We start from the raw sequence: 22,886 nt of genomic DNA, 5'->3' as shown, positions 1-22,886 counted from the left end.
ATAATGTAAAAAAAGCGATAGAAATTCTACCGCTTTACTTTTTCACATTGCTATTCGTAAATTTAGATACCGAGGCCATCGTCTCTCCCGTATCTAAATATGTAATTTGAATTGGGTCTCCTACTTCTGTAAACATAGCATATGGGAATTTCTTCACTGGTATCATAAATACCTTTTGTTCATTCTCTAAAAGTACGTACACGATTGTATTTTCACCTGATTTTTCTTTATATACACGTTGTACAATACCTTCTTTTTGCGCTTCTTTTCCTGTTGAGGTTGGTCTAAATGTATCACCATTACCGCTCATTACGTTTTTATAATTCTCAAGCGCTTCTTTCTGCGAAGAACCTGTCGCAAATATTTTTGCATTAGCAGCATATACAACTGTATGCGCACGTACTAGGCCTCCGTCATCAACAACCGGAATAATCCAAGCTGGTTTTCCGTATACGTTATAAATGACAGGCATTGTCCCATGCCATTTCTCTCTCTTAAAGGAATTATCCACTACTTCTGTAGCTGCTGAACCATCCATAATCCCCTTTACTTCTTTTCCATTATAATAATATAGCTTGCCTGTGCGTGCATCTACTAATGAATAGCCTAGAGCTGAATCTACTCCTTCTTTTGGAGAAGTAAAGTCTGTAAAATAATACAGTGTTCCATCTTTACCAAAAATCGGGGTCACGCCTTCTTTCGTTCCCCACTCAGTCGGAATTTTCATATCTGTTTGTGAGAATTTCGTATTCCAAAATCCGTGAATATATTTACCAAAGTACGTATTTAACGTAGATGCAGTCTCATGATTTAATACACCATCAACAAATTTAGGTGCCTTTCCTTTATCATATCTTTTCACTTCACCTGTTTGTGCATCTACTACGACAACACCTTCTACCTCAAATCCAGATCTTCCTGAAATAAATTCACCGTACGTCATTGTATAATATGGTTTTCCTTTATCATCAACCTCAAATTTAGGTTTTCCTTTAAAGATTAAATTTGGTTCTGCTTGCCTTACCACACGCTCTAAATTATTACCAAAAAACATGCTTGGCACATATTTCATTTTATAACCGAGGTGCAGTTTCGCTTCCGCATCAGGATTCGTACCTGACATCGTTACATACCCTGGAATTGTCTCAGCTTTACGTGCTTTAAAAAACCCTGAAACTTCAATCGGCGCTACATATAAAGCTTCGCCGTTTACCATTTGTGGCGTTAATTCTCCTAGCTCAAAATAAGCTACTTTTGGAATATCACCAAATACTTTTTTCATCTTATTCTCCGCTGTCTTTGGCGGCACTGTAAACGGCTGGTCATTTTCAGTAAATGGCTCTGAAATATCTTTCTCTACCTTAACAACAGAATCATATTTCTTTTGCGAGATTACTATATCGTGCAAATAACCAAAGTAGCCGTAACTTGCGAGTAAAATAAACATTAGAAGTCCTTTTAATGCACCTTCTAATTTCCCTATTTGATCTTGTGAAAATAAAACAAGCCCAATTAAAATTGCTACTGCAACAGAATAATGAGTAAGAATCGAATCTACTCGATCATCAATTAGCCAAAAGTATTCATAGATTGCAATACCTATCCAAAATAAAACAGGAATAACTAAAATAGATGATTTCTTACCCTTTACAACCTTCTTATCTCCCTTCTTATCCACTGCTCGAAGCTTACTACTACTTCTTGTCCATGGAATCAAAAACAAAGTAAGAATAGCTAAAACTACAAATTTCATCAAAGGCACTGTCCCCTTTTCTTTTGTATTCCCTTTTAGTATAACAAATAAAGGTTATTAAGGTGAAAATAGGAATAGTTATATTTTTTTACTACTTAATACAATCCCGCTCACTACATATAGAATAGATGCAATATAAAAAATTGTACCAATCGTAAAGAAATCTACTAAATATCCCGTGGCAATAACCGCTACTGCTCCGCCAATGGATGTCCACACATGGTATTTTCCAATCTCATAACCAGCCTTTTCCTGCGCAACCTTTCGTGCTAACGAAGTCTTCTCAGTATTACGCTGCACAGCACCTAAAACGCCCATTACAATTTGAAGAATATACACATGCCAAACTTCCGTGGCAATTGGAAAGCAAAGCATTAAGATTGCCATGGACCAAGCGTATATGATTAATAATTTTTTATCCCCTACTTGATCAGATACCTTTCCCACTAGTGGATATACAAGTGCTGATGTTAAAGCAAATAAGCCATACGCCCAGCCAAATTGCGAGAAGCTATTTCCGACGTTTCGAAGCAATAATATATAAAAAGGAAATACCATACTTCCTGCCATCATGATGATACTTTGCGAAGCCACAAATCTTCTATATGTCATTTCGTATACTCCCTATAAAATAAATTCACAAATCTCTCTTCTGAATCTACTTCCTTCTTTTTCTTGAGAAATTCTTCAATGCGAGGATATGCCCTCTTTAACTGCTCTTTCGTTGGATAAGAATAATACGGCAAATAGTAACTACCATTATGCTTTAAAGTAATATCAATCATCTTTCGAATGACATCCTCTGTTTTCTTTATCTCACTCTCTGAGCGTCCCTGGTTAATCAAAAGAACCAGCGCAAACATATCATCTTTCGCATAGGACAAAACTGCATTTTCATTCTTTTCCACGTAACGAATCGTAATGTTGAGTAAATTAAACTCTTCTTCATTTAATACGTTACGTAAATCATCTATATACTCTGTGAAAGCATCTATAGGCACAAAGTATTCTTGTAACACTTCGGTCCTATTTGGATTTTCATATTCCATAAAAGCACTATCTGATCTCATAACGTTATTACGCGTCTCATACTTTCCATCTGTACGTTCAAAATAACCTCTTTGTATATCCCAAAATGTATTCTTTCCCCAATCACTATAACGTGATAACCCAAGTAAAAATTTCGGTGCAGCTATAATATTTTCTTCCTTTAATTCACTGTACTCTTCTCTCATATTTTGATTTTGTGCCAAAGTATAATCTGTCACATACATCTCTTTTAAAAATGAATTTGGAGCAACAGAAATACGCGCTAAGTGCATACGAACATTCTCATCTCTTTTCACTTTCTCTTTGAAATAAGATGCGTATTCTTTATAATCTATCATTCTCGTGTGCATTTCATATAATTCATCATCTGTTAACTTCAGCGTCACATCTAAAATAACTCCAAATAAACCGTAACCCCCAATGACATATGGAAATAACTCTGCATTTTCTTCTCTACTTACATTACGTACCGTGCCATCTGCCATTAACAATCTAAATGAATCTACTGTATCAATCAGTGCCTCATGACGAATATCACGCCCGTGTACATTTACACTTAATGAACCGCCAACAGTAAAAATATTTTGAGACTGCATGACCTGTACCGCAAGGCCATAAGGATTTATTTTCTTCTGAATATCATTCCAGGTGACACCACTTTGAACTGTAATCCGCTTCTTCTCTGGATCAAATTCTAATATTTTATTATATCCTTTCATATCGAGCATCGTGCCATTCGGATAATATGTCTGTCCTCCTTGGCTATGTTGCATGCCTGCAATGGAAATTTTCTCTCCTGAAACTTTTGCATCTCGCACTAATTTTATTAACGAGTGCTCTTCCGTAGCACTTTCAACACGTTTTATTTTTGTCGGAAGCAATTTACCTACATCACTCATAATAGGATGATCAATTTGTTTTTTATACGTATGTACAGACGTTGCAAGCAAAACCGTATATGCGACAATGACCGCTGCTATCTTTCTTTTTTTCAAAGGACACTCTCCTTATTAGCAACAAAAAGAGATACCCTTTCTTTCAGGTACCTCTCTTGACAGTGATTACTTTGCTGCTGGCAATTGTATTGGATCAAATTTATCATACGATGTAAACTTTGCATCCGTAATAATGTGCGCTTTATCCTCACCATTGCTACTCATAACCATATCTATCTTTGCTGATTCATATTTAAAATCTTTTGTAATAATATATTCCCCATCTATTTCTTCTATCTTTGCATTTTGGCCTTGTAGCATTTGTTTCTGCTTTTCATCCATACTAGCTAGCATACTCTCTGTCTCTTGCCCCTTTAATGCAAACTTCAGCTTATAATTATCTCCACTTTTCTCCATCTTCACTTTATTTAAAATTTCCGATGGAATCTCTAAATTATCTACCATTCCTTGAGTCGCGTTCATTCCGTTAGCATTCAATTGTTCCTCTGGTACAGACATAATTTCACCCGTATTAGGATTTTTCAACTGACCAGCAATTTTGCCACCCACATCATAAACAACAACCTCTGTACCAGAAACATTCATTTCAGAACGAGAATTTTTTTTCTTCGGCTCTAGTTGCATTTTAGCCTTTATTACATTCATCTCTGTTCCTTCAGCCTTTATTCCCACATCATATGTCATCGTTACATTTTCTTCGTTTTTAAAAGCTTCATTCGCTTTATTAAAAACATCCTTCGCTGTTAATTCCTTTTCTTTCTGCACAGCTTCTTTTTTCGGTTCGTCAGTCTTTTTTGTTTTCTCATTACTACACCCTACTCCTAGACCGACTGCAAGTACTAAACTTGAAATTAAAATAAGTTTTTTCATAACGTCCCCTCCTTCCCAAAAATAATATCATCTCTTTTCCTATGAAATCTATATAATTCGTAATATTTATCTTTAAATTTATTTCCTATATAACAACATGTTTGAGAAAAAGTTTAAATATGATGTAAATAATAACAACTCATTTCAGGAGGTCATTATGAAAGCGATTATTTGTACAAAGTACGGACCACCTAATGTTCTCCAGCTTCAAAATGTAGAAAAGCCTAAACCTAAAAAAAATGAAGTATTAGTTAAAATTCACGCAACAAGTGTATCGACTGGAGATTGTAGAATACGTGGCTTTAATAGCCCCCTCTTATTTTGGATTCCTATGCGGATCATATTAGGTTTCAGAAAACCAAGAAAACCTATACTTGGCGTAGAGTTATCCGGTGAAATCGAAGACATTGGAACAGATGTAACACAATTTAAAAAAGGAGATCAAGTTTTTGCATTAACAGAACTAAACCTTGGTGGTTATGCGGAATACACATGCGTGCATGAAAGTGGATTAATAGCATTAAAACCTACCAATGTGACATATGAAGAAGCTGCCGTTATTCCTTTTGGCGGAACTTCAGCATTGCACTTCCTTAGAAAAGGACAGATAAAAAAAGGGCAACGAGTACTTATATACGGCGCCTCTGGGTCAGTAGGGACAGCTGCCATACAACTTGCTAAATACTTCGGGGCGACTGTCACAGCCATTTGTAGTAGTTCGAATTTCGATCTAGTAACAACTTTAGGGGCAGACAACATAATTGATTATATGAAAGAAGATTTTACTAAGCAGGGCGAGCACTACGATATTATATTTGATGCAGTTGGAAAATATAAAAAGTCTCTTTGTACAGATGCATTAATGCCTAATGGAAAATATGTATCTGTGAACGGAATGATGGCAAAGGTCAGTAAAGAAGATATGAACCTACTAAAACAACTAGCTGAAACAGAAAAGCTAAAACCTGTTATTGATAGAACTTACCGATTAGAAGAAATTGCTGAAGCTCATATATATGTAGAAAAAGGACATAAAAAGGGGAATGTTTCGATTATCTTAAAATAAAATATATTCAGAAAATATCATTGACAATTCTTTTTGTACGATTTACTATTAGTACCATATTCAAAACTACATACACATACTCTTATCAAGAGTGGCGGAGGGACTGGCCCGATGATGCCCGGCAACCGAGCTTATGACGTATAAGCTAAGGTGCTAATTCCTGCAAAACGAGTTTTCGTTTTGGAAGATAAGAGAGGAATCTATTTCGTCTATTCGGCACCTCTCTTATTTTTGGGAGGTGCTTTTTATTTTGGAACGTATATGAAGGGGGGATTTATAGATGAAAAAGGTATTATTAAGCATTGTAAGCGGAGCAGTATTATTATTAGGCGCATGTAGCGTGAGTTCAGATAAAGAGGTAAAAGCATTAGACGAGAAAAAGATTACTGTCGGTGTAACAGGTGGACCACATGAACAAATTTTTGAAAAGGTAAAAGAAGTTGCAGCAAAAGATGGTCTCGAAATTGATATAAAAGTATTTAATGATTATGTAGCGCCAAACGTATCTTTAGATGAAAAAAGCCTTGATGTAAATAGCTACCAAACGAAATCGTATTTAGATGTATTTAAAGCTGAACGCAATATGAAATTAGCTGAAGTATTTTCAACAGTAACATTCCCTATGGGCGTATATTCTAAAGATATAAAAGATGTAAAAGACTTAAAAGAGGGCGACGCAATTGCTGTACCAAATGACCCAACGAATGAACTTCGAGCTTTAAAATTATTTGAAAAAGCAGGGGTTTTAAAAGTTGATCCAAAGGCTACAGAAAAAGCGACTGCAAAAGATGTAATTGAAAATCCAAAAAAATTAAAGATTGTCGAATTAGAGGCATCTCAATTACCAACACAACTAAGTGAAGTGAAAGCAGCTGCAATTAACACAAACTTTGCATTAGGTGCAAAATTAAGTCCAGCGAAAGATTCTATCTTCCGCGAAGGAAAAGATTCACCATATGTGAACTGGGTCGTTGTTCGTACTGAAAATAAAGATGATGCCGTTGTAAACAAATTAAAGAAAGCTTATCAATCTAAAGAAGTAAAAGAGTTTATCGAGAAAAAATTTGATGGTTCAGTTTTACCATCTTGGTAGGAGCTTACGATAATGATTGAATTAAAAAACATATCCAAAGTATTTACAACAAAAAAAGGGAATGTTGAGGCTCTTAAGTCTACTTCCCTTAAAGTAGAAAAAGGCGAGGTATTTGGAATCATTGGGTATAGTGGCGCTGGTAAAAGTACATTGATTCGATGTGTAAATTTATTAGAAAAACCAACGACAGGAAATATCATTGTAAACGAACAAGACTTAACAACGTTATCGACAAAAGAACTAGCAAAATCGAGACAAAAAATCGGAATGATCTTCCAAGGATTCAATTTACTTAAAACTGTTACCGTTTATGAAAATATCGCATTACCGTTACGGCTTGCTGGCATTCCAAAAGCAGAAATTGAAAAAAGAGTAGAAAAGTATTTACGCATTGTCGATCTTTTTAATAGAAAAGATGCGTATCCAAGCGAACTTTCTGGTGGTCAAAAACAGCGTGTTGCAATTGCTCGTGCGCTATCACATGAACCTGAAGTGTTATTAAGTGATGAAGCAACGAGCGCATTAGATCCCGAAACAACCGATTCTATCCTTGATTTGTTATTAAAGATTAACGAAGAAATCGGAATTACGATTTTACTCATTACACATGAAATGAATGTCATCCAGCGTATATGTGACCGCGTTGCTGTTATGGAACATGGATCTGTAGTCGAAAGTGGGACTGTAAAAGATATTTTCACAAACCCACAACATGTAACCACGAAGAAATTTGTAAATAGCGCATTTGCAGCGAAAATTCCAAAAGAGGTACAGAAAGAACTACAAAGTACTGGAGAAATTGTAACACTTTCATTTATTGGCACTACTTCAGGGGAACCTGCCTTAGCCGTTGCCACAAAACGTTTCCAAGTGTATCCGAATATTTTATCCGGTAATATTACGCAGTTAAAACATGAAGCATATGGGAAACTAGTCGTTCATATGCAAGGGGAACAAAATGAAATCCACCGTGCTTTATCATTTTTACAAGAGCAAGGAATCATCGTAGAAGGAGGTAGAACAGATTATGGGAAACAAGTCCTTTTTGGATGAATGGGGTAAAGTCATATGGGAAGCCACAATCCAAACCTTTCAAATGACATCTATCTCATTACTCATCTCGATCCTTATTGCATTACCACTTGGCGTCACACTTGTTTTAACGAGACCTGGTGGACAGCGTGAAAATAAAATCATCTATCCTATTCTTAATACAATTATTAATATCATTCGCTCTCTTCCATTTATCATTCTATTATTCTTTATTTTACCTTTTACAAAGTTTCTAATGGGAACGTCCATTGGCGTGCAAGGTGTTATCGTACCGCTTGTCGTCTTCACAGCCCCTTATATCGCACGTTTAATGGAGACAGCTTTACTAGAAGTCGATCGCGGTGTCATTGAAGCCTACCAAGCGATGGGCGTTTCTACTATAAAAATCATTTGGCACGTTATGGTGAAAGAAGCACGTCCCTCCCTTGTACTCGGATTAACAATCGCAACGATCGGCTTAATCGGCGCAACAGCAATGGCTGGCCTTGTAGGTGCTGGCGGGCTAGGGGATTTAGCATACCGCTTCGGACATTTACGCTACGAGCCTGAAGTAATGTATGCAACCGTCTTTATTTTAATTATCCTCGTTCAAGGATTACAGTCTTTAGGGAATGGTGTTGCACGAAGATTGAAGAAAGATTAAAAAAGAAGGCATCTCACCCTGGTGAGATGCCTTCTTTTTTATCTTTTAAATCCACCTTCTGAATGAATAACTTGCCCAGTAATCCACTCGGCCTCTTCACTTACTAAAAATTTAATGAGTCTAGCTGCATCCCTTGGCTCACCAATTCTGCCAAAAGGAAACATCGGCTTTAACCCTTGTTTTATCTCTTCAGTCATCCATCCTGTATCGGTTGGTCCTGGATTAATTGCATTCACTGTTATTCCTAAATGAGCTACCTCTGCTGACAACGTACTAGTAAGAGCATCAATAGCTCCCTTCGTTGTCGCATAAGCTAGTTCTCCTGCCATAGGACCTTGAAATTGCCCCGAAGTAATATTAACAATTCTACCACCAGATTTCTTATCAAATCCCCGGGAAAATTGACTACTTAACAGCGTAGTCGCACGAACATTTACCATATAATGCTTATCTAATTCTTCAACAGTCAACGTAGAGAAATCATTATTCGTAGAATATGCTGCATTATTAATTAATATATGAGGGTACCCTAATTGTTCAGTAACTTTATTTATAAGCTCTTTTGGTGCATCATTCTGAGTTAAATCTAACTCCATACTTGATACTTTAACACCGTTTTTTAGTAACTCTTCTTTTAATTGTATTTGTTCATTTTTATCAACGCCCCAAGGCATCTCTTTATCGTAAGCTGTCCAATACGTAAAAAATATATCGTATCCTGATTCAGCTAATTCTTTACAAATCGCTGCCCCTATACCATCTAGACGACTTACCCCTGTAATAACTGCTACTTTATTTTTTAATTGGTTCATCATATACTCCTCCAAGTTTAAAGGACGCATATTTTATATAAGAGATATAAACTTTCCCACAAAAAAGACAGATACATAAAATAGGCACCTATCCTTATAAAAGGGATGTACAAGCCAAATATGCATTCCTTGAATGATTTACAGATAACTAAATAAACCCTCGCTTATGAGAGAAAAATTTATCTATCTAGTAGTTTCTAATCATTACAAGTTCATCCACATATTGAGTCTTTGTCTCCTTTACATATATCTCTATTCTTAGTTTATCAAAGCAGATAAAATGTTACAAAAAATAAAACAATTATTCACAACCTATCCTTGTTCACATTCTCTCCATTGTGAATCTTTTCACATTGGATATATAATAAACGTGTAAATACAATATTGGAGGGATTTCAATGGTTATCAATTTTTTAAGAACTGATAAACGTGCTACTTTCATATTATTACTTTTACGGCTTTACATAGGATATACATGGCTCGCTGCTGGGATAGGCAAAGTCTTCGGACAATCTTTTGACGCAAGCGGTTTTCTAAAGGGTGCTATTGCTCAAGCATCAGGTGACCATCCTGCAGTACAAAGTTGGTGGGCAGATTTTCTTCAACATTTTGTCCTTCCAAACGCAGACCTATTTAGCTTTTTAGTTCAATGGGGAGAAATTTTAGTAGGTCTAGGTTTGATTTTAGGCGGATTAACAAAAACAGCTGCATTTTTCGGAATCATAATGAATCTTTCATTTTTATTAAGCGGAACTGTTAGTGTAAACCCAAACCTGCTTATTTTGACTATGTTCATTTTAGTTGCAGGGCAGAACGCTGGACGTATTGGATTAGATGGCTATGTTTTCCCTAAACTTTTCCGTAAAAACAACCACAGAACATATAAATTAAGTAAAACTGCGTAGTAACAATTTACTTTTAAAATATAAATAAGAAAAAGAGCCTGAATATAGGCTCTTTTTCTTATTTATCCTAATTTAAACTTTTAACGAACCACGAAAACCTCTGGCAGCATAGTAAGAGTCTGCTCCATTGTGGTACACGAAAACATGTCCAAAGCGATAATCGCAAAATAGAGCTCCACCAAGCTCTCTAATATCTGAAGGTGTTTGTACCCAACTCGATGATTTCATATCAAAATCTCCAAGTTGTTGTAACTCTCGATATTGTTCTTCCGTTAATAACTCAATACCCATAGCGGCCGCCACATCAATAGCGTTATTTTCTGGTTTATGCTTTTTTCTTGATTCTAACGCTTCAAGATCATAACAAAGACTTCTGCGGCCTTTAGGACTCTCCTTTGAACAATCATAGAAAGTATATTCGTCCTTTTCTTCATCATAACCAATAACATCCGGCTCACCACCAGTTACTTCCATTTCGTTAAGTGACCACAATTTTTCATTATTAGTAGTCAGCTTCGCTTCAACTTTAGCCCATTCAAGACCTTCATGGCGGTTCATATTTTTCTCAAAACGAGCTTGCAATACTTTCAATAACTCTTCACGTTTTTCTACTAGTAAGTCATTTTTATTTCCTGTCATATTAGTCCTCCCTGATGTATGTACTGATAGTAGTTTAAGTATATATTTTATAATAAATCATCTCAATATGAAGACCGTTTCAATCATATGTCTTGTACAAACATCTATTACAAAGTCCTAAAACCCTCCATACTCTCTTCAAGCATATAGTGTGAAAACCACATCAAGTTCTGCTTCATAATAGCCACATGAACTCCTGGTTGGTCAGAACTATATGCCATTCCTTTAAATATAATTAATTCTGTATCAACTTCCATATCCATTAATCCTTGATATAGATCATATGCATTTGTAATCGGAATTCTTGCATCCTTTTCCCCATGTTGAATTAAGGTAGGCGTACAAGCTGATTTAATATACGTCATAGGTGATGTCTTCGTATATATATCTGGATCATTCCATGGAGTATTTCCTAAATACATTCTAATAAAGTAAGGTATATCTGTATTTACATAATGGGTACTCCAGTTAGTTATTCCACCGCCAACTGAAATAGCTTTAAACCTGCTACTAAATGTAGAACAAAAAGCTGATACATATCCACCATTGCTCCATCCCATAACTCCTACTCTATCTTTATCTACTATCCCTTGATCAACTAGTTTATCAACTCCTGATATAACATCGTCGTAGTCAGCAATCCCCTGTTTTCTATAGTTAGCTTTTAAAAATTCATTACCATAACCTGAACTTCCTCTGTAATTTGGTTCTAAAACGATAAAGCCTTTTTCAACAAACTGTTCAATCGGATATTTCTCATTGAAGCAGTCTGAAAATATCGGAAAAGATGCCCAAGCCGGACCACCGTGAATTACTACTAATAAAGGATATTTTTTATTAGTGTCAAACTCTACTGGCGTTGATAAAACACCTTCTATTTCAAGACCATCACTACTTTTCCATGAGATGATTTCCCTGTTACTTTTAAGTTTCCCTTTGAAAAAGCTATTTTCATCCGTTATTTTTTTATCGTCTAAATAGATTTCAAAGGTTTCATTTGTTATAGCCTTATTATAGGTTATATGATTTCCATCCTTTGTTATAGAGGCATCCATTATAAAGCCATCTATCTTGTCGCTTAATGCTTCCACAGTGCCATCTTCAGCTAGTAATCCAATACGATAATTCGTTTTATCCTGCCATCTAATTAAAATTCCTTTAGCTGTCCACTGTAATGGCATAACTGTACTATCAAAGTTTGTTAGAGGCTGAATTACCTCTCCAGTATTCATATCATATATCTCTAACGTACTATCTTGTATATGGTTTCTATAGTAATCCTTCTCTCTTATGCTTGCTGTGTAACATATTTTACTGCCGTCAGGAGAAAAGCAAACACTCCCTCCCAACAACTTATCCACATTCAGCTTTTGTAGCTCTCCAGCTTTAATATGGAGTATGTATAGATCTCCATTTATATAATCTGCCATATTTGAGCTTGGTGTCGTTATAAATACAACCTTTTTACCATCATTTGAAATATCAAATTCATGGATATGAAAGTCCTTACCATCCGTTAATTGATAAACAACTCTGTTCTCGTGTTCATCTGTATCACTTTGTATCACCTTTTCTATTTCAATGTAATATAAACAATTATTCTGGTGTTCCTTACCTATATGTTGAAAATCTCCATATAGGTCCTTACGTTTCTTTATCTCTTCACATTCTTTTGACTGCGTAACATAATAAAGACCCTTGCCAGTAGGACCCCATTTGAATGTACTGACTCCTTCTTTCTCATCAGTAATTTGAACCTCTCTATAATCATCTAGTGACTTAACAAATATCTGATTTTCCCCGTCACCAACTGGACTAAGATATGCGATACACCTAGCATCTGGAGACCATAATGGGTGTGTACTATCTATATCACCATTTGATAATGGGTAACTCTGCTTCTTATCTTTTTCATATATCCATACATGATTCCTATATGTATTGTCTTTCCAATCAGCCGTCTTCTTAACAAATGCTACGTTTTTACCATCATCACTTATGTTTGTACTTGATACGGTTGGTAATGAAATAATCTCTTCTATACTTAAATATGTTTTTGCTTTCACTTTCATATAATAAGCCCCCTTGTAATGTCCATGAATCTACCGTCTCTTCTTGTCGTAATAAAGGAAATTGTTCACGGATACTTAAAATAGTAACGGAAAATTCAGATAAATAAAAGTGAATCCGATAAAGTAAAACTTTAATCTATAGGGCTCTTTCCGCTTATCAATTTTAGATGTTCTTTTTCGACACAAAAATACCCCTTTAGATAAAATATCTAAAGGGGTGCAAATTTGTAAATTTATTTTAAAGCTATAACTATATTTATTAACCTACCAATCTCCTACTCAACAGTAACAGACTTAGCTAAGTTACGTGGCTTATCAACGTCACACTCGCGGTGAAGTGCTGCGTAGTATGAGATAAGTTGTAATGGAATAACTGCTACTAGCGGTGCTAGCGCTTCGTGTACAGCTGGTAATACGAAGCTGTCACCTTCCATTTCTAAGCCTTTCATTGAGATGATACATGGGTTAGCCCCGCGTGCTACTACTTCTTTCACGTTACCACGAATTCCAAGGTTTACGTGCTCTTGTGTAGCAAGTGCGATAACTGGTGTACCATTTTCAATTAAAGCGATTGTACCGTGTTTTAACTCTCCTCCAGCGAATCCTTCTGCTTGGATGTAAGAGATTTCTTTTAGTTTTAACGCACCTTCTAATCCTACGTAGAAGTCTACGCTACGGCCGATGAAGAAACAGTTACGCGTTGTTGCTAAAAATTGTTTTGCTAATGCGTCCATTTCTTCTTTTTGATCACAAAGTTCTATCATTGCATTTGCTACAAGTCCTAGTTCGTGTGTTAAATCGAAATCAAGAACTTCACCTTTTGCTTTAGCAATATCAGCCGCTAAAATTGAAAGTACTGCAAGCTGTGCTGTGTAAGCTTTCGTTGATGCAACTGCAATTTCTGGTCCAGCGTATAACGGAAGTGTATAATCAGCTTCACGAGAAAGCGTAGAACCAGGCACGTTTGTAATTGTTAATGCTTTATGCCCCATTTCATTTGTTTGTACAAGTACTGCACGGCTATCAGCTGTTTCACCACTTTGTGAAATGTAAATGAAGAATGGTCTTTCTGTTAATAATGGCATGTTGTAAGAGAATTCACTTGCCACGTGTACTTCAACTGGCATTTTTGCAAACTTCTCGATAAATTGTTTTCCAACAAGACCTGCATGATAACTCGTTCCACATGCAATGATGTAAATGCGATCGCTATCTAAAATCGCATTGCGGATGTCTTGATTTAATTCAATTTCGCCATTTTCATCTTGATACTTTTGAATTATATTACGGATTACAAGTGGTTGCTCATCGATTTCTTTAAGCATGAAATGAGGATATGTTCCCTTTTCAATATCACTTGCGTCTAATTCCGCTGTAAACGGTGCACGTTCAATCGTTTCACCTTGTAAGTTTTTAATTGTAATACTTTCTTTCGTTACGATTACGATTTCTTTATCCATTAACTCAATGAATTGATCTGTAACTTGTAACATCGCCATAGCGTCGCTTGCCACAACATTAAAGTTGTCACCAACACCTACTAATAGCGGGCTTTTGTTTTTAGCAACATAAATCATGTTTGGATTTTCAGCATCAAGTAATCCGATTGCATAAGAGCCATGTAAAAGAGATAGCGTATTACGGAACGCTTCTTCTACACTTAATCCTGTGCTCACTTGTTGTTCCATAAGCTGTACGATAACCTCTGTATCTGTTTCACTTACGAACGTTACATCTTGTAAATATTCCTTTTTCACTAATTCATAGTTTTCAATTACACCGTTATGAACTAATGTAAAGCGTTTTGATGTACTTTGATGCGGATGCGCGTTTACTTTACTTGGAACACCGTGTGTAGCCCAGCGTGTGTGTCCGATACCTACGCTTGCTGCTACGTTCTCATCTACGATTTCACGAAGTTTTGCGATACGGCCTTTTTCTTTGTATACAACAACACCGTTCTCTGCTTGTACTGCAATACCTGCTGAATCATATCCACGATATTCTAGCTTTTCTAAACCTTTTAATAAAATTTCCTTTGCATCTTGCTCTCCAATAAATCCTACGATTCCACACATGTTTAGTCGCCGTTACAAATGCTTACACTGCTCTGCGAACATGTAACGACATAGTCCGATACCATTTTTATTTATACTAAAAAACGGATTACATATTGCTAGCCCTGTAAGCTTGTAACGGCTTTCACCTTCCTCTCGATTGGGTTTAAGTCCGTATATACTTATACAGCTAGTTTTCATCCGTTCCTCTTCTCTCATCACACTTTCACCTTTGTCCACTAAGTCACCTTAATGATTTAAGTAAAAGCTTGCGGTTGTGATGAACAACCGGGAGTCATCCGCCGAAATCTCGATAAACCCCACCTCGTCAACTACACTATTTGTAGTTCTGGCGCTTTTATAATTTACAATATTTCCTTTGAGAAAAAGAACAAGACCATCTTATAACAAACATGGATAAACCGTCAATGAAATTTTTTTCATCGTCTATAAAACATATGAAAAAGGAGCACTTTTTGTGCTCCTTTTTCATATAAATTCAGCTAATTATTCAGCGCCAACTTCGGCTTTCACAACTTCTACAATGCGATGTACATATGCATCACAAACTTCTTGTGTTGGTGCTTCTGCCATTACACGAATAAGTGGCTCTGTTCCAGATGGGCGAACAAGAATACGGCCATCACCGTTCATTTCTTCCTCTACAACACGAATAATTTCTTTAATTTTTTCATTTTCTAATGCTAATTTTTTATCTGTTACACGAACGTTTACTAGCAATTGTGGGAATTTCGTCATTTCCCCTGCAAGCTCAGATAATGGCTTTTTCGTCATTTTCATGATGTTTACAAGTTGAAGTGCACTTAACATTCCATCACCAGTTGTAATGTAATCAAGTAAGATAATATGGCCTGATTGTTCTCCACCTAGGTTGTAACCTCCGCGCTTCATTTCTTCCATTACGTAGCGGTCACCAACTGCTGTTTTATCACTTGTAATATTATTTGCTTCAAGTGCTTTGTAGAAACCTAAGTTACTCATAACAGTTGAAACAACTGTATTATGTTTTAATTGACCAGTTTCTTTCATGTACTTCGCACAAATGAACATAATTTGATCACCGTCAACGATGTTTCCTTTTTCGTCTACAGCAATTAAACGGTCGCCATCGCCATCAAAAGCAAGTCCGATATCCGCACCTTTTTCTTTTACCAATTCAGCTAAGCCTTCTGGATGTGTAGATCCTACACCCTCATTAATATTCATACCATTTGGAGAAGTTCCCATCGTTGAAATATCAGCTTCTAGGTCTGCAAATAAGTATGGAGCAAGAGAAGAAGTTGCACCATGTGCACAATCTAAAGCGATATGTAGGCCAGAGAAATCTTCTTCAACAGTTTGTTTAATGTACTGTAAATATTTTTGTCCACCTTCAAAGTAATCACTCACTTGTCCAAGATTAGTACCTGTCGGACGTGGTAGTTCATCAACTTCTTTGTCTAATAAAGCTTCAATCTCAGCTTCTTGCTCATCTGTTAATTTAAAGCCGTCTGAACCAAAGAATTTAATACCGTTATCTTGTACTGGATTATGAGATGCAGAAATCATAACACCCGCTTGTGCGTCTAGTGCTTTTGTTAAATAAGCAACGCCCGGTGTAGAAATAACGCCAAGGCGCATTACTTCTGCTCCAGTTGATAATAGCCCTGCTACTAAAGCTCCTTCTAACATATGGCCAGATACACGTGTATCACGACCAATAATTACTTTTGGACGATCTGTATCTTTTGTTAATACATAACCACCAAAACGTCCAATTTTGAAAGCTAATTCAGGTGTTAACTCCTTATTTGCAACTCCGCGTACTCCATCTGTACCAAAATATTTACCCATTATGATTCGCTCCTTTTTCTTGCTCTTTTTGATTGTGATTATCTACTGTTGGTTCTTGACTCGTTTCTTTATCTTTATCTTGATTTTGATTTTGATTTTGGTTTTGATTCTTTTCCTGTTCTTTTTCTGAATCAGGTTCAGGATTTTTTGGTTTCTCATTTTGATTTTCTTGATCGGTGTTTGAATCCGGTTGTTGACCGTTACCCTGTACTTCTTTATCTGGTTTTTCTTTCTTCACAATAGTAACTTTAGCACTTTTTTGTTTTGGCTCTATTGAAATATTACCAGGACCACTCACTTGAATTGAAATATCTTTCGTTCCTGGAGATACATTTTGCAGATTAATTACCGCTGTTATTTGAGCAGCTGTTATTTTATCTACTATACTTGCTTCTCCTGAAATATCAACACTTATCTTTCCATCTTGCGGCGAAAGTAGCTGAGCAGTAACATCTTTAGAAAGTCCATTTTTCTGGATTGGGATACCATCAATCGTTTTTGTTTTCGTTTGTTTTGTTTTTTGCACTCCCACCGAAACCTTCACTTGATTCGGTTTGGCACTTGTTACACCCTTGGGTAATAAAACAGAGGCATCGAATGTTGTAGACTCTGTCAATTGACTAAGATCTACTTCGACCCCCTCTAGCGATTGTATATTATCCAAAATATCTTTTGGACCAGCTATCGTTACTTCTCTCGGTTCAACACTGATATTTGTAACCGCCAATCCTTCTGCTAAACTCCCCTTCTTCGTATACGTTACAGGAACAGTTTTTTCAGTATTATTGGCTGTATTTTGCGTTGCCACATTCAACGTTACACTAATCTTAGATGGACTTGTTCTTACATTTAAACGTTTTCCTTCTTTATTGTATAATGTAACTTCGGGCGTTTTTGTAACAGTTTTATTAACACCTTTTAAATCAACATACGCTTTGGCAGATGAAATGCTTTCAATTTCTTCTTTCGTCCCAACTACCTCAACAGTATCCGGTTTAAGGCTTGATTTTTCTAGAGTAGCCCCCGCTGGCATCTGATCCTCATTTGATAATTTCAGATCTACATGAACATATTTTCTCGCCTTTTCATGAAGAGTAACTTTAATTGTTGATGGCTGAACTGTTCCTTTCACATCATCTGGAAGCCCGTTCGTTTTTAAAGAAATCTCATAAGTTCCTTTTGGACTATCTCGCAAATCAACTGGTATGTCAAATTGTTTTTTTGCTTTTGCTGTAGCAACTGATGCTTTTGGGCCTTCTAATTTTACTTTAACGCCCTCTGCCGGAATACCACTTACAATATATTTCTCCTCATCATACTTAAGATTAATAGCATAATTAGTTAATGTTTCTTTCGTATCATTTGCAAAAGGTAATATACCTGATGTCGTATTTTTTTCAGTTAACGTCGCTGACATAAAAAGCATACACGCCAATAGTAATGAGATCCCTTTTAAAAACCAATGATTCTCCATTAACTTATCCATGACGCTTTCTCCTCCAATTCCATAAAGACGAAGAAGTCGTTTTTTCGTTTCCACTAAATTCAGCTAATAACATATCCTTCAGCTGTTCTGTCTTCAAATCACGATGCAACTTACCATTTTTCGTTAAAGAAATTTGACCAGTTTCTTCAGACACAACTACTGTAATACTATCAGTAACTTCACTAACTCCCATTGCAGCACGATGTCTAGTTCCTAATTCTTTAGAAATAAACGGACTTTCTGATAATGGAAGATAGCATGCTGCTGCTTTAATTGTACTTCCTTGCATAATTACCGCTCCGTCATGAAGAGGTGTATTTGGAATAAAAATATTAATAAGTAATTCCGATGATACGTTTGCATTCAGCGGAATACCCGTTTCCACATAATCACCCATACCGGTCTCTTTTGACAAAGTAATTAATGCACCAATTCTACGTTTCCCCATATATTCGGTTGCTTTTGCTATCGCTGTTGCAACCATTTCAGGTTCATCATCCTCATGCGTTCCAACACGCGAAAATAAACTTCCGCGCCCTAGCTGCTCAAGTGCTCTTCGCAATTCTGGCTGAAAGATAATAATAACGGCTAAAAATCCCCACGTTAATACTTGTTCAGTTAGCCAAGATAGCGTACGCAATTCAAGGAAAATACTGATCATCTTAACGACGATAATAACTGTAATCCCTTTTAAAAGTTGAACAGCTTTCGTCCCTCGGATTATAAGAATTAGCTTATATATAATAAACCATACAATGGCAATATCTAATGCCGTACTAAGATATTTCAAAATGGTCGTATCTTCAAAAGGCATGCTATCCCTTCCTCCTACTTACGAGCAATTCTATCCATATATTGAAATATTGTTTTATGCTCTATCTGTATGTATTTCCAACAACTAGTTAATTATACCATACATGAAACAAACGACAATTACAAACAACCCCCTTTAGCTCAAATTGGTAAGATGTCAAACATTTTTATTGTACAGTATAATATAAATCATTATTATACGCCTATTTTCAAATAAAAAAAGCAACTTCTCAGTTGCTTTTCTTACATTTATTTTAGTTTTTCACCGAATAAAGAACCCATTAAAGCAACTGCTGTTGTTGCCGTTCTATTTCTCTCATCTAAAATCGTATTTACCTCAACAAATTCAGCAGATGTGATAATATCAGCTTCTGCTAACATTTCCATCGCCAAATGACTTTCACGATAAGATAGACCGCCAATTACAGGCGTTCCAACACCTGGTGCATCATGAGGATCAAGACCGTCTAAATCTAATGATAAGTGTACACCATCAGTATGAGATAAATATGCGATTGTTTCTTCCATAACAGCCGTCATCCCCATACGATCAATTTCATGCATTGAGAACACTTTAATACCTTCATTGCGAATGAAATCTTTTTCTCCTTCATCCAATGCACGCGCACCGATAATTACGACATTCTCTTTTTTCACCTTTGGATATGCTCCGTATAAATCTACAAGTGAAGAATGTCCATAACCTAAACTTGCTGCAAGTGACATACCATGAATATTTCCAGATGGTGAAGTTTCCTCTGTATTTAAATCACCGTGTGCATCATACCAAATAACGCCTAAGTTTTTATAATGTTTTGCTACACCAGCTAATGTACCGATAGCAATACTATGGTCACCACCTAATACAAGTGGAAAACGACCTTCTTCTATAATATGATCCACCTTACTTGCTAATTCATTACATACAGTTGCAACTTGTGTAAGGTTTCTTAATTTTGTATTTTCATCTATCTCTTTTTCTCTCTCTATACATATATCTCCCATATCTTTAACGTCATATCCAATTTCTTCAATTCTTTCAATTACCCCTGCATAACGGATCGCGCTCGGTCCCATATCAACTCCACGACGCATCTGTCCTAAATCCATTGGAACTCCAATAACTGAGATTTCTTTTTTCATAGATAGTATCCCCCTTTTATGCCTTCACTAAATATTTTAAATCTTTTATATAGTCTGACTCAACTCGACATTTTTCTGTATGGATATACAATTTATTCACTTATATTCATACTGAAAACCAAATTTCAAGACTATTCTATGTATAAAGTTAACTTAATGAAACAATCGCAATCACTATTATTAAATAATAATAATAAAACACTCCTACATTTAGAAGTGTTTTTCTGATGCTATTTTCCATACTATTGCAATATTTTTTGTTGTCATTTCAATATTTTCTTCTGCTACTTTATATGCTTCTTCTAGTGTCATCGGTCTCGTTGTAATACTAAATACCGCATCTATTCCTTTCTCGTACACAGCTGAATAATCAGATGATACAGACCCTCCAATAGCAATTACAGGCACAGAAAAACGTTTTGCACGCCCCGCAACACCCACAGGAGCCTTTCCATATGCAGTTTGTTTATCTATTCTACCTTCACCAGTTATAATGAGATTTGCATCTTCTATATGTTTATCGAAATTTGTATAATCTAATACAATTTCAATGCCCCTCCGCAAGTCTCCCTTTAACACTGAAATAACAGCCGCTCCCATTCCTCCCGCTGCCCCTGCACCAGGTATTTCAGATACATCAAAAGATACATATCGTTTAAGCATATTCGCATAATGTTGTAAATTCTCATCTAGCTCTTTCATCATCTCTACATTTGCACCCTTTTGTCTCCCAAATATGAAAGATGCTCCCTGCATTCCGACTAATGGATTATCCACATCACATGCCGCTTCTATCTTTACCCCCTTTAAGCGGGGGTCCATTCGTGAAAAATCAATAGCAACAATCGAATGTAATGTGCCTCCAGATGGATCTATTACTTCACCCTTGTCATTTATAAATCTTACTCCTAAAGCTGCTAACATACCTGCCCCACCATCATTTGTAGCACTTCCTCCAAGTCCTAAAATTATGTACTCCACTCCTTGATCTAGCGCATGTAATATAAGTTCTCCTGTTCCTTTTGTCGTTGTAATAAGTGGGTTGCGCTTTTCAACTGGAACGTGCTGTAATCCTGATGCTGCTGCCATTTCAATAAACGCTGTCTTTTTATCTTTAGAAATGCCATAAAAAGCTTGTATACCTTCTCTAAGCGGTCCTGTCACACTAATTGATATAATTCTCCCCCCTGTAGCATCAACAAGTGATTCAACCGTCCCTTCTCCTCCATCTCCAATTGGTATTTTCACATACTCTGCATTAGGAAAAATTGCTCTAAAACCTCTTTCAATAGCTCCACATACTTCTATAGCTTTTAGGCTTTCTTTATATGAATCAGATGCAATAACAACTTTCACAATTATCTCCCCATCCCTTATTTTTACGTTTTCTTCATTTTAAACGACAAGTATAAAAGTTGTCTTTTTAAACACAAAAAAAGCTTACATCATATGATGTAAGCTTTTTTATTTAGATGGAGCCTAGCGGGATCGAACCGCTGACCTCCTGCGTGCAAGGCAGGCGCTCTCCCAGCTGAGCTAAGGCCCCTTATTAATTAAGCGGAAGACGGGATTCGAACCCGCGACCCCAACCTTGGCAAGGTTGTATTCTACCACTGAACTACTTCCGCAAAAATGATGAGCCATGAAGGACTCGAACCTTCGACCCTCTGATTAAAAGTCAGATGCTCTACCAACTGAGCTAATGGCTCGTAAATGGCTGGGCTAGCTGGATTCGAACCAGCGCATGACGGAGTCAAAGTCCGTTGCCTTACCGCTTGGCTATAGCCCATTAATATTTACTAGTATGGTTATCTTTTCAAAAAAATAAACCCTCTCAGGTTATTTTAAAGAAAATGGTGGAGGGGGGCAGATTCGAACTGCCGAACCCGAAGGAGCGGATTTACAGTCCGCCGCGTTTAGCCACTTCGCTACCCCTCCGACATTTTAAACATATATGGTGGAGGATGACGGGATCGAACCGCCGACCCCCTGCTTGTAAGGCAGGTGCTCTCCCAGCTGAGCTAATCCTCCAAAAGTGGTGACCCGTACGGGATTCGAACCCGTGTTACCGCCGTGAAAGGGCGGTGTCTTAACCACTTGACCAACGGGCCAAAAAAGTTTTAAACCTATTCCCAAGCTTCCAACCGGGCTTGAACCGGTGACCTCTTCCTTACCATGGAAGTGCTCTACCAGCTGAGCTATGGAAGCATAATGGCTCCGCAGGTAGGACTCGAACCTACGACCGATCGGTTAACAGCCGATAGCTCTACCACTGAGCTACTGCGGAATAATATTAGCCTGGCAACGTCCTACTCTCACAGGGACAAGGTCCCAACTACCATCGGCGCTAGAGAGCTTAACTTCCGTGTTCGGTATGGGAACGGGTGTGACCTCTCTGCCATCATTACCAGACTTTTATCATTATAAACATTTATTTCGAAATGTCAAGAAGAAATTTTAATGCATATTCCTTCAAAACTAGATAACATTGCTACATATTATATGGTTAAGTCCTCGATCTATTAGTATTCGTCAGCTCCACATGTCACCATGCTTCCACCTCGAACCTATCAACCTGATCATCTTTCAGGGATCTTACTAGCTTACGCTATGGGAAATCT

19 protein-coding genes, 9 tRNA genes, 2 rRNA genes and 1 riboswitch are annotated in these 22,886 nt (G+C 36.8%); of the genes, 5 read left to right on the top strand and 25 right to left on the bottom strand.

Annotated features, from left to right (window positions below; genetic code table 11):
• Positions 1–34: 34 nt before the first annotated feature.
• From D1166_RS21975 to D1166_RS21960, 4 genes are all read right to left on the bottom strand, one after another.
• The gene (locus D1166_RS21975) at positions 35–1,753 is read right to left on the bottom strand and encodes a DUF3981 domain-containing protein (RefSeq protein ID WP_084063802.1); all 1,719 of its coding nucleotides are present in this window, start codon (positions 1,751–1,753) and stop codon (positions 35–37) included.
• A gap of 78 nt (positions 1,754–1,831) precedes the next feature.
• Complete coding sequence (locus D1166_RS21970; RefSeq protein WP_000222367.1) at positions 1,832–2,365, bottom strand: MFS transporter; 534 nt, start codon at positions 2,363–2,365, stop codon at positions 1,832–1,834.
• Positions 2,362–3,798 carry an FAD-binding oxidoreductase gene (locus D1166_RS21965; protein WP_000746276.1) on the bottom strand — a complete coding sequence of 479 codons (1,437 nt, stop codon included), beginning with the start codon at positions 3,796–3,798 and terminating at the stop codon, positions 2,362–2,364. Before D1166_RS21965 ends, D1166_RS21970 begins: the two co-directional genes overlap by 4 nt.
• A 66-nt stretch (positions 3,799–3,864) precedes the next feature.
• Positions 3,865–4,629, bottom strand: coding sequence for a DUF6612 family protein (locus D1166_RS21960; RefSeq protein WP_000733612.1), 765 nt, complete (start codon positions 4,627–4,629; stop codon positions 3,865–3,867).
• 157 nt (positions 4,630–4,786) lie between these two features.
• Between D1166_RS21960 and D1166_RS21955 the strand changes: the two genes are divergently transcribed.
• From D1166_RS21955 to D1166_RS21940, 4 genes are all read left to right on the top strand, one after another.
• Positions 4,787–5,695 (top strand): NAD(P)-dependent alcohol dehydrogenase, encoded by a 909-nt coding sequence (locus D1166_RS21955; RefSeq protein ID WP_000643862.1) that lies wholly within the window; start codon positions 4,787–4,789, stop codon positions 5,693–5,695.
• Between the two features lie 79 nt (positions 5,696–5,774).
• Positions 5,775–5,889, top strand: a riboswitch (SAM riboswitch).
• 86 nt (positions 5,890–5,975) lie between these two features.
• The gene (locus tag D1166_RS21950; protein ID WP_000756992.1) at positions 5,976–6,788 is read left to right on the top strand and encodes a MetQ/NlpA family ABC transporter substrate-binding protein; all 813 of its coding nucleotides are present in this window, start codon (positions 5,976–5,978) and stop codon (positions 6,786–6,788) included.
• A gap of 12 nt (positions 6,789–6,800) precedes the next feature.
• Positions 6,801–7,841 carry a methionine ABC transporter ATP-binding protein gene (locus D1166_RS21945; RefSeq protein ID WP_000571318.1) on the top strand — a complete coding sequence of 347 codons (1,041 nt, stop codon included), beginning with the start codon at positions 6,801–6,803 and terminating at the stop codon, positions 7,839–7,841.
• A complete protein-coding gene (locus tag D1166_RS21940; protein ID WP_000527151.1) occupies positions 7,816–8,484 on the top strand; it encodes a methionine ABC transporter permease in 669 nt (222 codons plus the stop codon). Before D1166_RS21945 ends, D1166_RS21940 begins: the two co-directional genes overlap by 26 nt.
• Positions 8,485–8,522: 38 nt before the next feature.
• Here the strand turns inward: D1166_RS21940 and D1166_RS21935 are convergent, their stop codons facing one another.
• Positions 8,523–9,299: an SDR family oxidoreductase gene (locus tag D1166_RS21935; protein ID WP_033668212.1), complete on the bottom strand. Its 777-nt coding sequence runs from the start codon at positions 9,297–9,299 to the stop codon at positions 8,523–8,525.
• Positions 9,300–9,694: 395 nt separating this feature from the next.
• Here D1166_RS21935 and D1166_RS21930 point away from each other — a divergent pair, with 395 nt between their 5' ends.
• Entirely contained in the window at positions 9,695–10,201 is a 507-nt protein-coding gene (locus D1166_RS21930) for a DoxX family membrane protein (RefSeq protein ID WP_000236368.1), read from the top strand.
• 72 nt (positions 10,202–10,273) lie between these two features.
• Here D1166_RS21930 and D1166_RS21925 read toward each other — a convergent pair whose 3' ends face one another.
• The 20 genes from D1166_RS21925 to D1166_RS21830 all read right to left on the bottom strand — a co-directional run.
• Entirely contained in the window at positions 10,274–10,840 is a 567-nt protein-coding gene (locus D1166_RS21925; protein WP_000147390.1) for a DUF4256 domain-containing protein, read from the bottom strand.
• Between the two features lie 107 nt (positions 10,841–10,947).
• Positions 10,948–12,912, bottom strand: coding sequence for a S9 family peptidase (locus tag D1166_RS21920; protein WP_097814017.1), 1,965 nt, complete (start codon positions 12,910–12,912; stop codon positions 10,948–10,950).
• 275 nt (positions 12,913–13,187) lie between these two features.
• Positions 13,188–14,990 carry a glutamine--fructose-6-phosphate transaminase (isomerizing) gene (gene glmS, locus D1166_RS21915; protein ID WP_000334163.1) on the bottom strand — a complete coding sequence of 601 codons (1,803 nt, stop codon included), beginning with the start codon at positions 14,988–14,990 and terminating at the stop codon, positions 13,188–13,190.
• Positions 14,991–15,002: 12 nt separating this feature from the next.
• Complete coding sequence (locus D1166_RS21910; RefSeq protein ID WP_001206405.1) at positions 15,003–15,188, bottom strand: hypothetical protein; 186 nt, start codon at positions 15,186–15,188, stop codon at positions 15,003–15,005.
• A gap of 288 nt (positions 15,189–15,476) precedes the next feature.
• Positions 15,477–16,823 carry a phosphoglucosamine mutase gene (glmM, locus tag D1166_RS21905; RefSeq protein ID WP_000521476.1) on the bottom strand — a complete coding sequence of 449 codons (1,347 nt, stop codon included), beginning with the start codon at positions 16,821–16,823 and terminating at the stop codon, positions 15,477–15,479.
• On the bottom strand, positions 16,816–18,309 hold the full coding sequence (locus D1166_RS21900; RefSeq protein ID WP_061140065.1) for a CdaR family protein: 1,494 nt from the start codon (positions 18,307–18,309) through the stop codon (positions 16,816–16,818). The genes glmM and D1166_RS21900 overlap by 8 nt, the downstream gene beginning before the upstream one ends.
• Entirely contained in the window at positions 18,302–19,123 is an 822-nt protein-coding gene (gene cdaA, locus D1166_RS21895; protein WP_001115697.1) for a diadenylate cyclase CdaA, read from the bottom strand. The genes D1166_RS21900 and cdaA overlap by 8 nt, the downstream gene beginning before the upstream one ends.
• A 248-nt stretch (positions 19,124–19,371) precedes the next feature.
• On the bottom strand, positions 19,372–20,265 hold the full coding sequence (gene rocF / locus D1166_RS21890; RefSeq protein WP_000711563.1) for an arginase: 894 nt from the start codon (positions 20,263–20,265) through the stop codon (positions 19,372–19,374).
• Between the two features lie 210 nt (positions 20,266–20,475).
• A complete protein-coding gene (locus tag D1166_RS21885; RefSeq protein ID WP_000869584.1) occupies positions 20,476–21,621 on the bottom strand; it encodes a glycerate kinase in 1,146 nt (381 codons plus the stop codon).
• A gap of 117 nt (positions 21,622–21,738) precedes the next feature.
• Positions 21,739–21,811, bottom strand: a tRNA-Ala gene (locus D1166_RS21880).
• Between the two features lie 10 nt (positions 21,812–21,821).
• Positions 21,822–21,893, bottom strand: a tRNA-Gly gene (locus tag D1166_RS21875).
• Between the two features lie 8 nt (positions 21,894–21,901).
• Positions 21,902–21,974 (bottom strand) — tRNA-Lys (locus D1166_RS21870).
• A 5-nt stretch (positions 21,975–21,979) separates the two neighbouring features.
• Positions 21,980–22,054 (bottom strand) — tRNA-Gln (locus tag D1166_RS21865).
• 65 nt (positions 22,055–22,119) lie between these two features.
• Positions 22,120–22,203, bottom strand: a tRNA-Tyr gene (locus D1166_RS21860).
• Between the two features lie 17 nt (positions 22,204–22,220).
• A tRNA-Val gene (locus tag D1166_RS21855) sits at positions 22,221–22,296 on the bottom strand.
• A gap of 5 nt (positions 22,297–22,301) precedes the next feature.
• Positions 22,302–22,376 (bottom strand) — tRNA-Glu (locus tag D1166_RS21850).
• A 24-nt stretch (positions 22,377–22,400) separates the two neighbouring features.
• Positions 22,401–22,473: transfer RNA gene (locus D1166_RS21845), tRNA-Thr, on the bottom strand.
• A 4-nt stretch (positions 22,474–22,477) separates the two neighbouring features.
• Positions 22,478–22,552 (bottom strand) — tRNA-Asn (locus tag D1166_RS21840).
• Between the two features lie 9 nt (positions 22,553–22,561).
• Positions 22,562–22,677: ribosomal RNA gene (gene rrf / locus D1166_RS21835) — 5S ribosomal RNA — on the bottom strand.
• A gap of 90 nt (positions 22,678–22,767) precedes the next feature.
• Positions 22,768–22,886, bottom strand: a 23S ribosomal RNA gene (locus D1166_RS21830); the annotation flags it as partial.

Source organism: Bacillus sp. ISO11 (assembly GCF_003458115.1).
GTDB classification, from domain to species: domain Bacteria; phylum Bacillota; class Bacilli; order Bacillales; family Bacillaceae_G; genus Bacillus_A; species Bacillus_A cereus.
The sequence above is the reverse complement of the archived record's forward strand: the minus strand, read 5'-3'. Positions and strand labels throughout refer to the sequence as shown.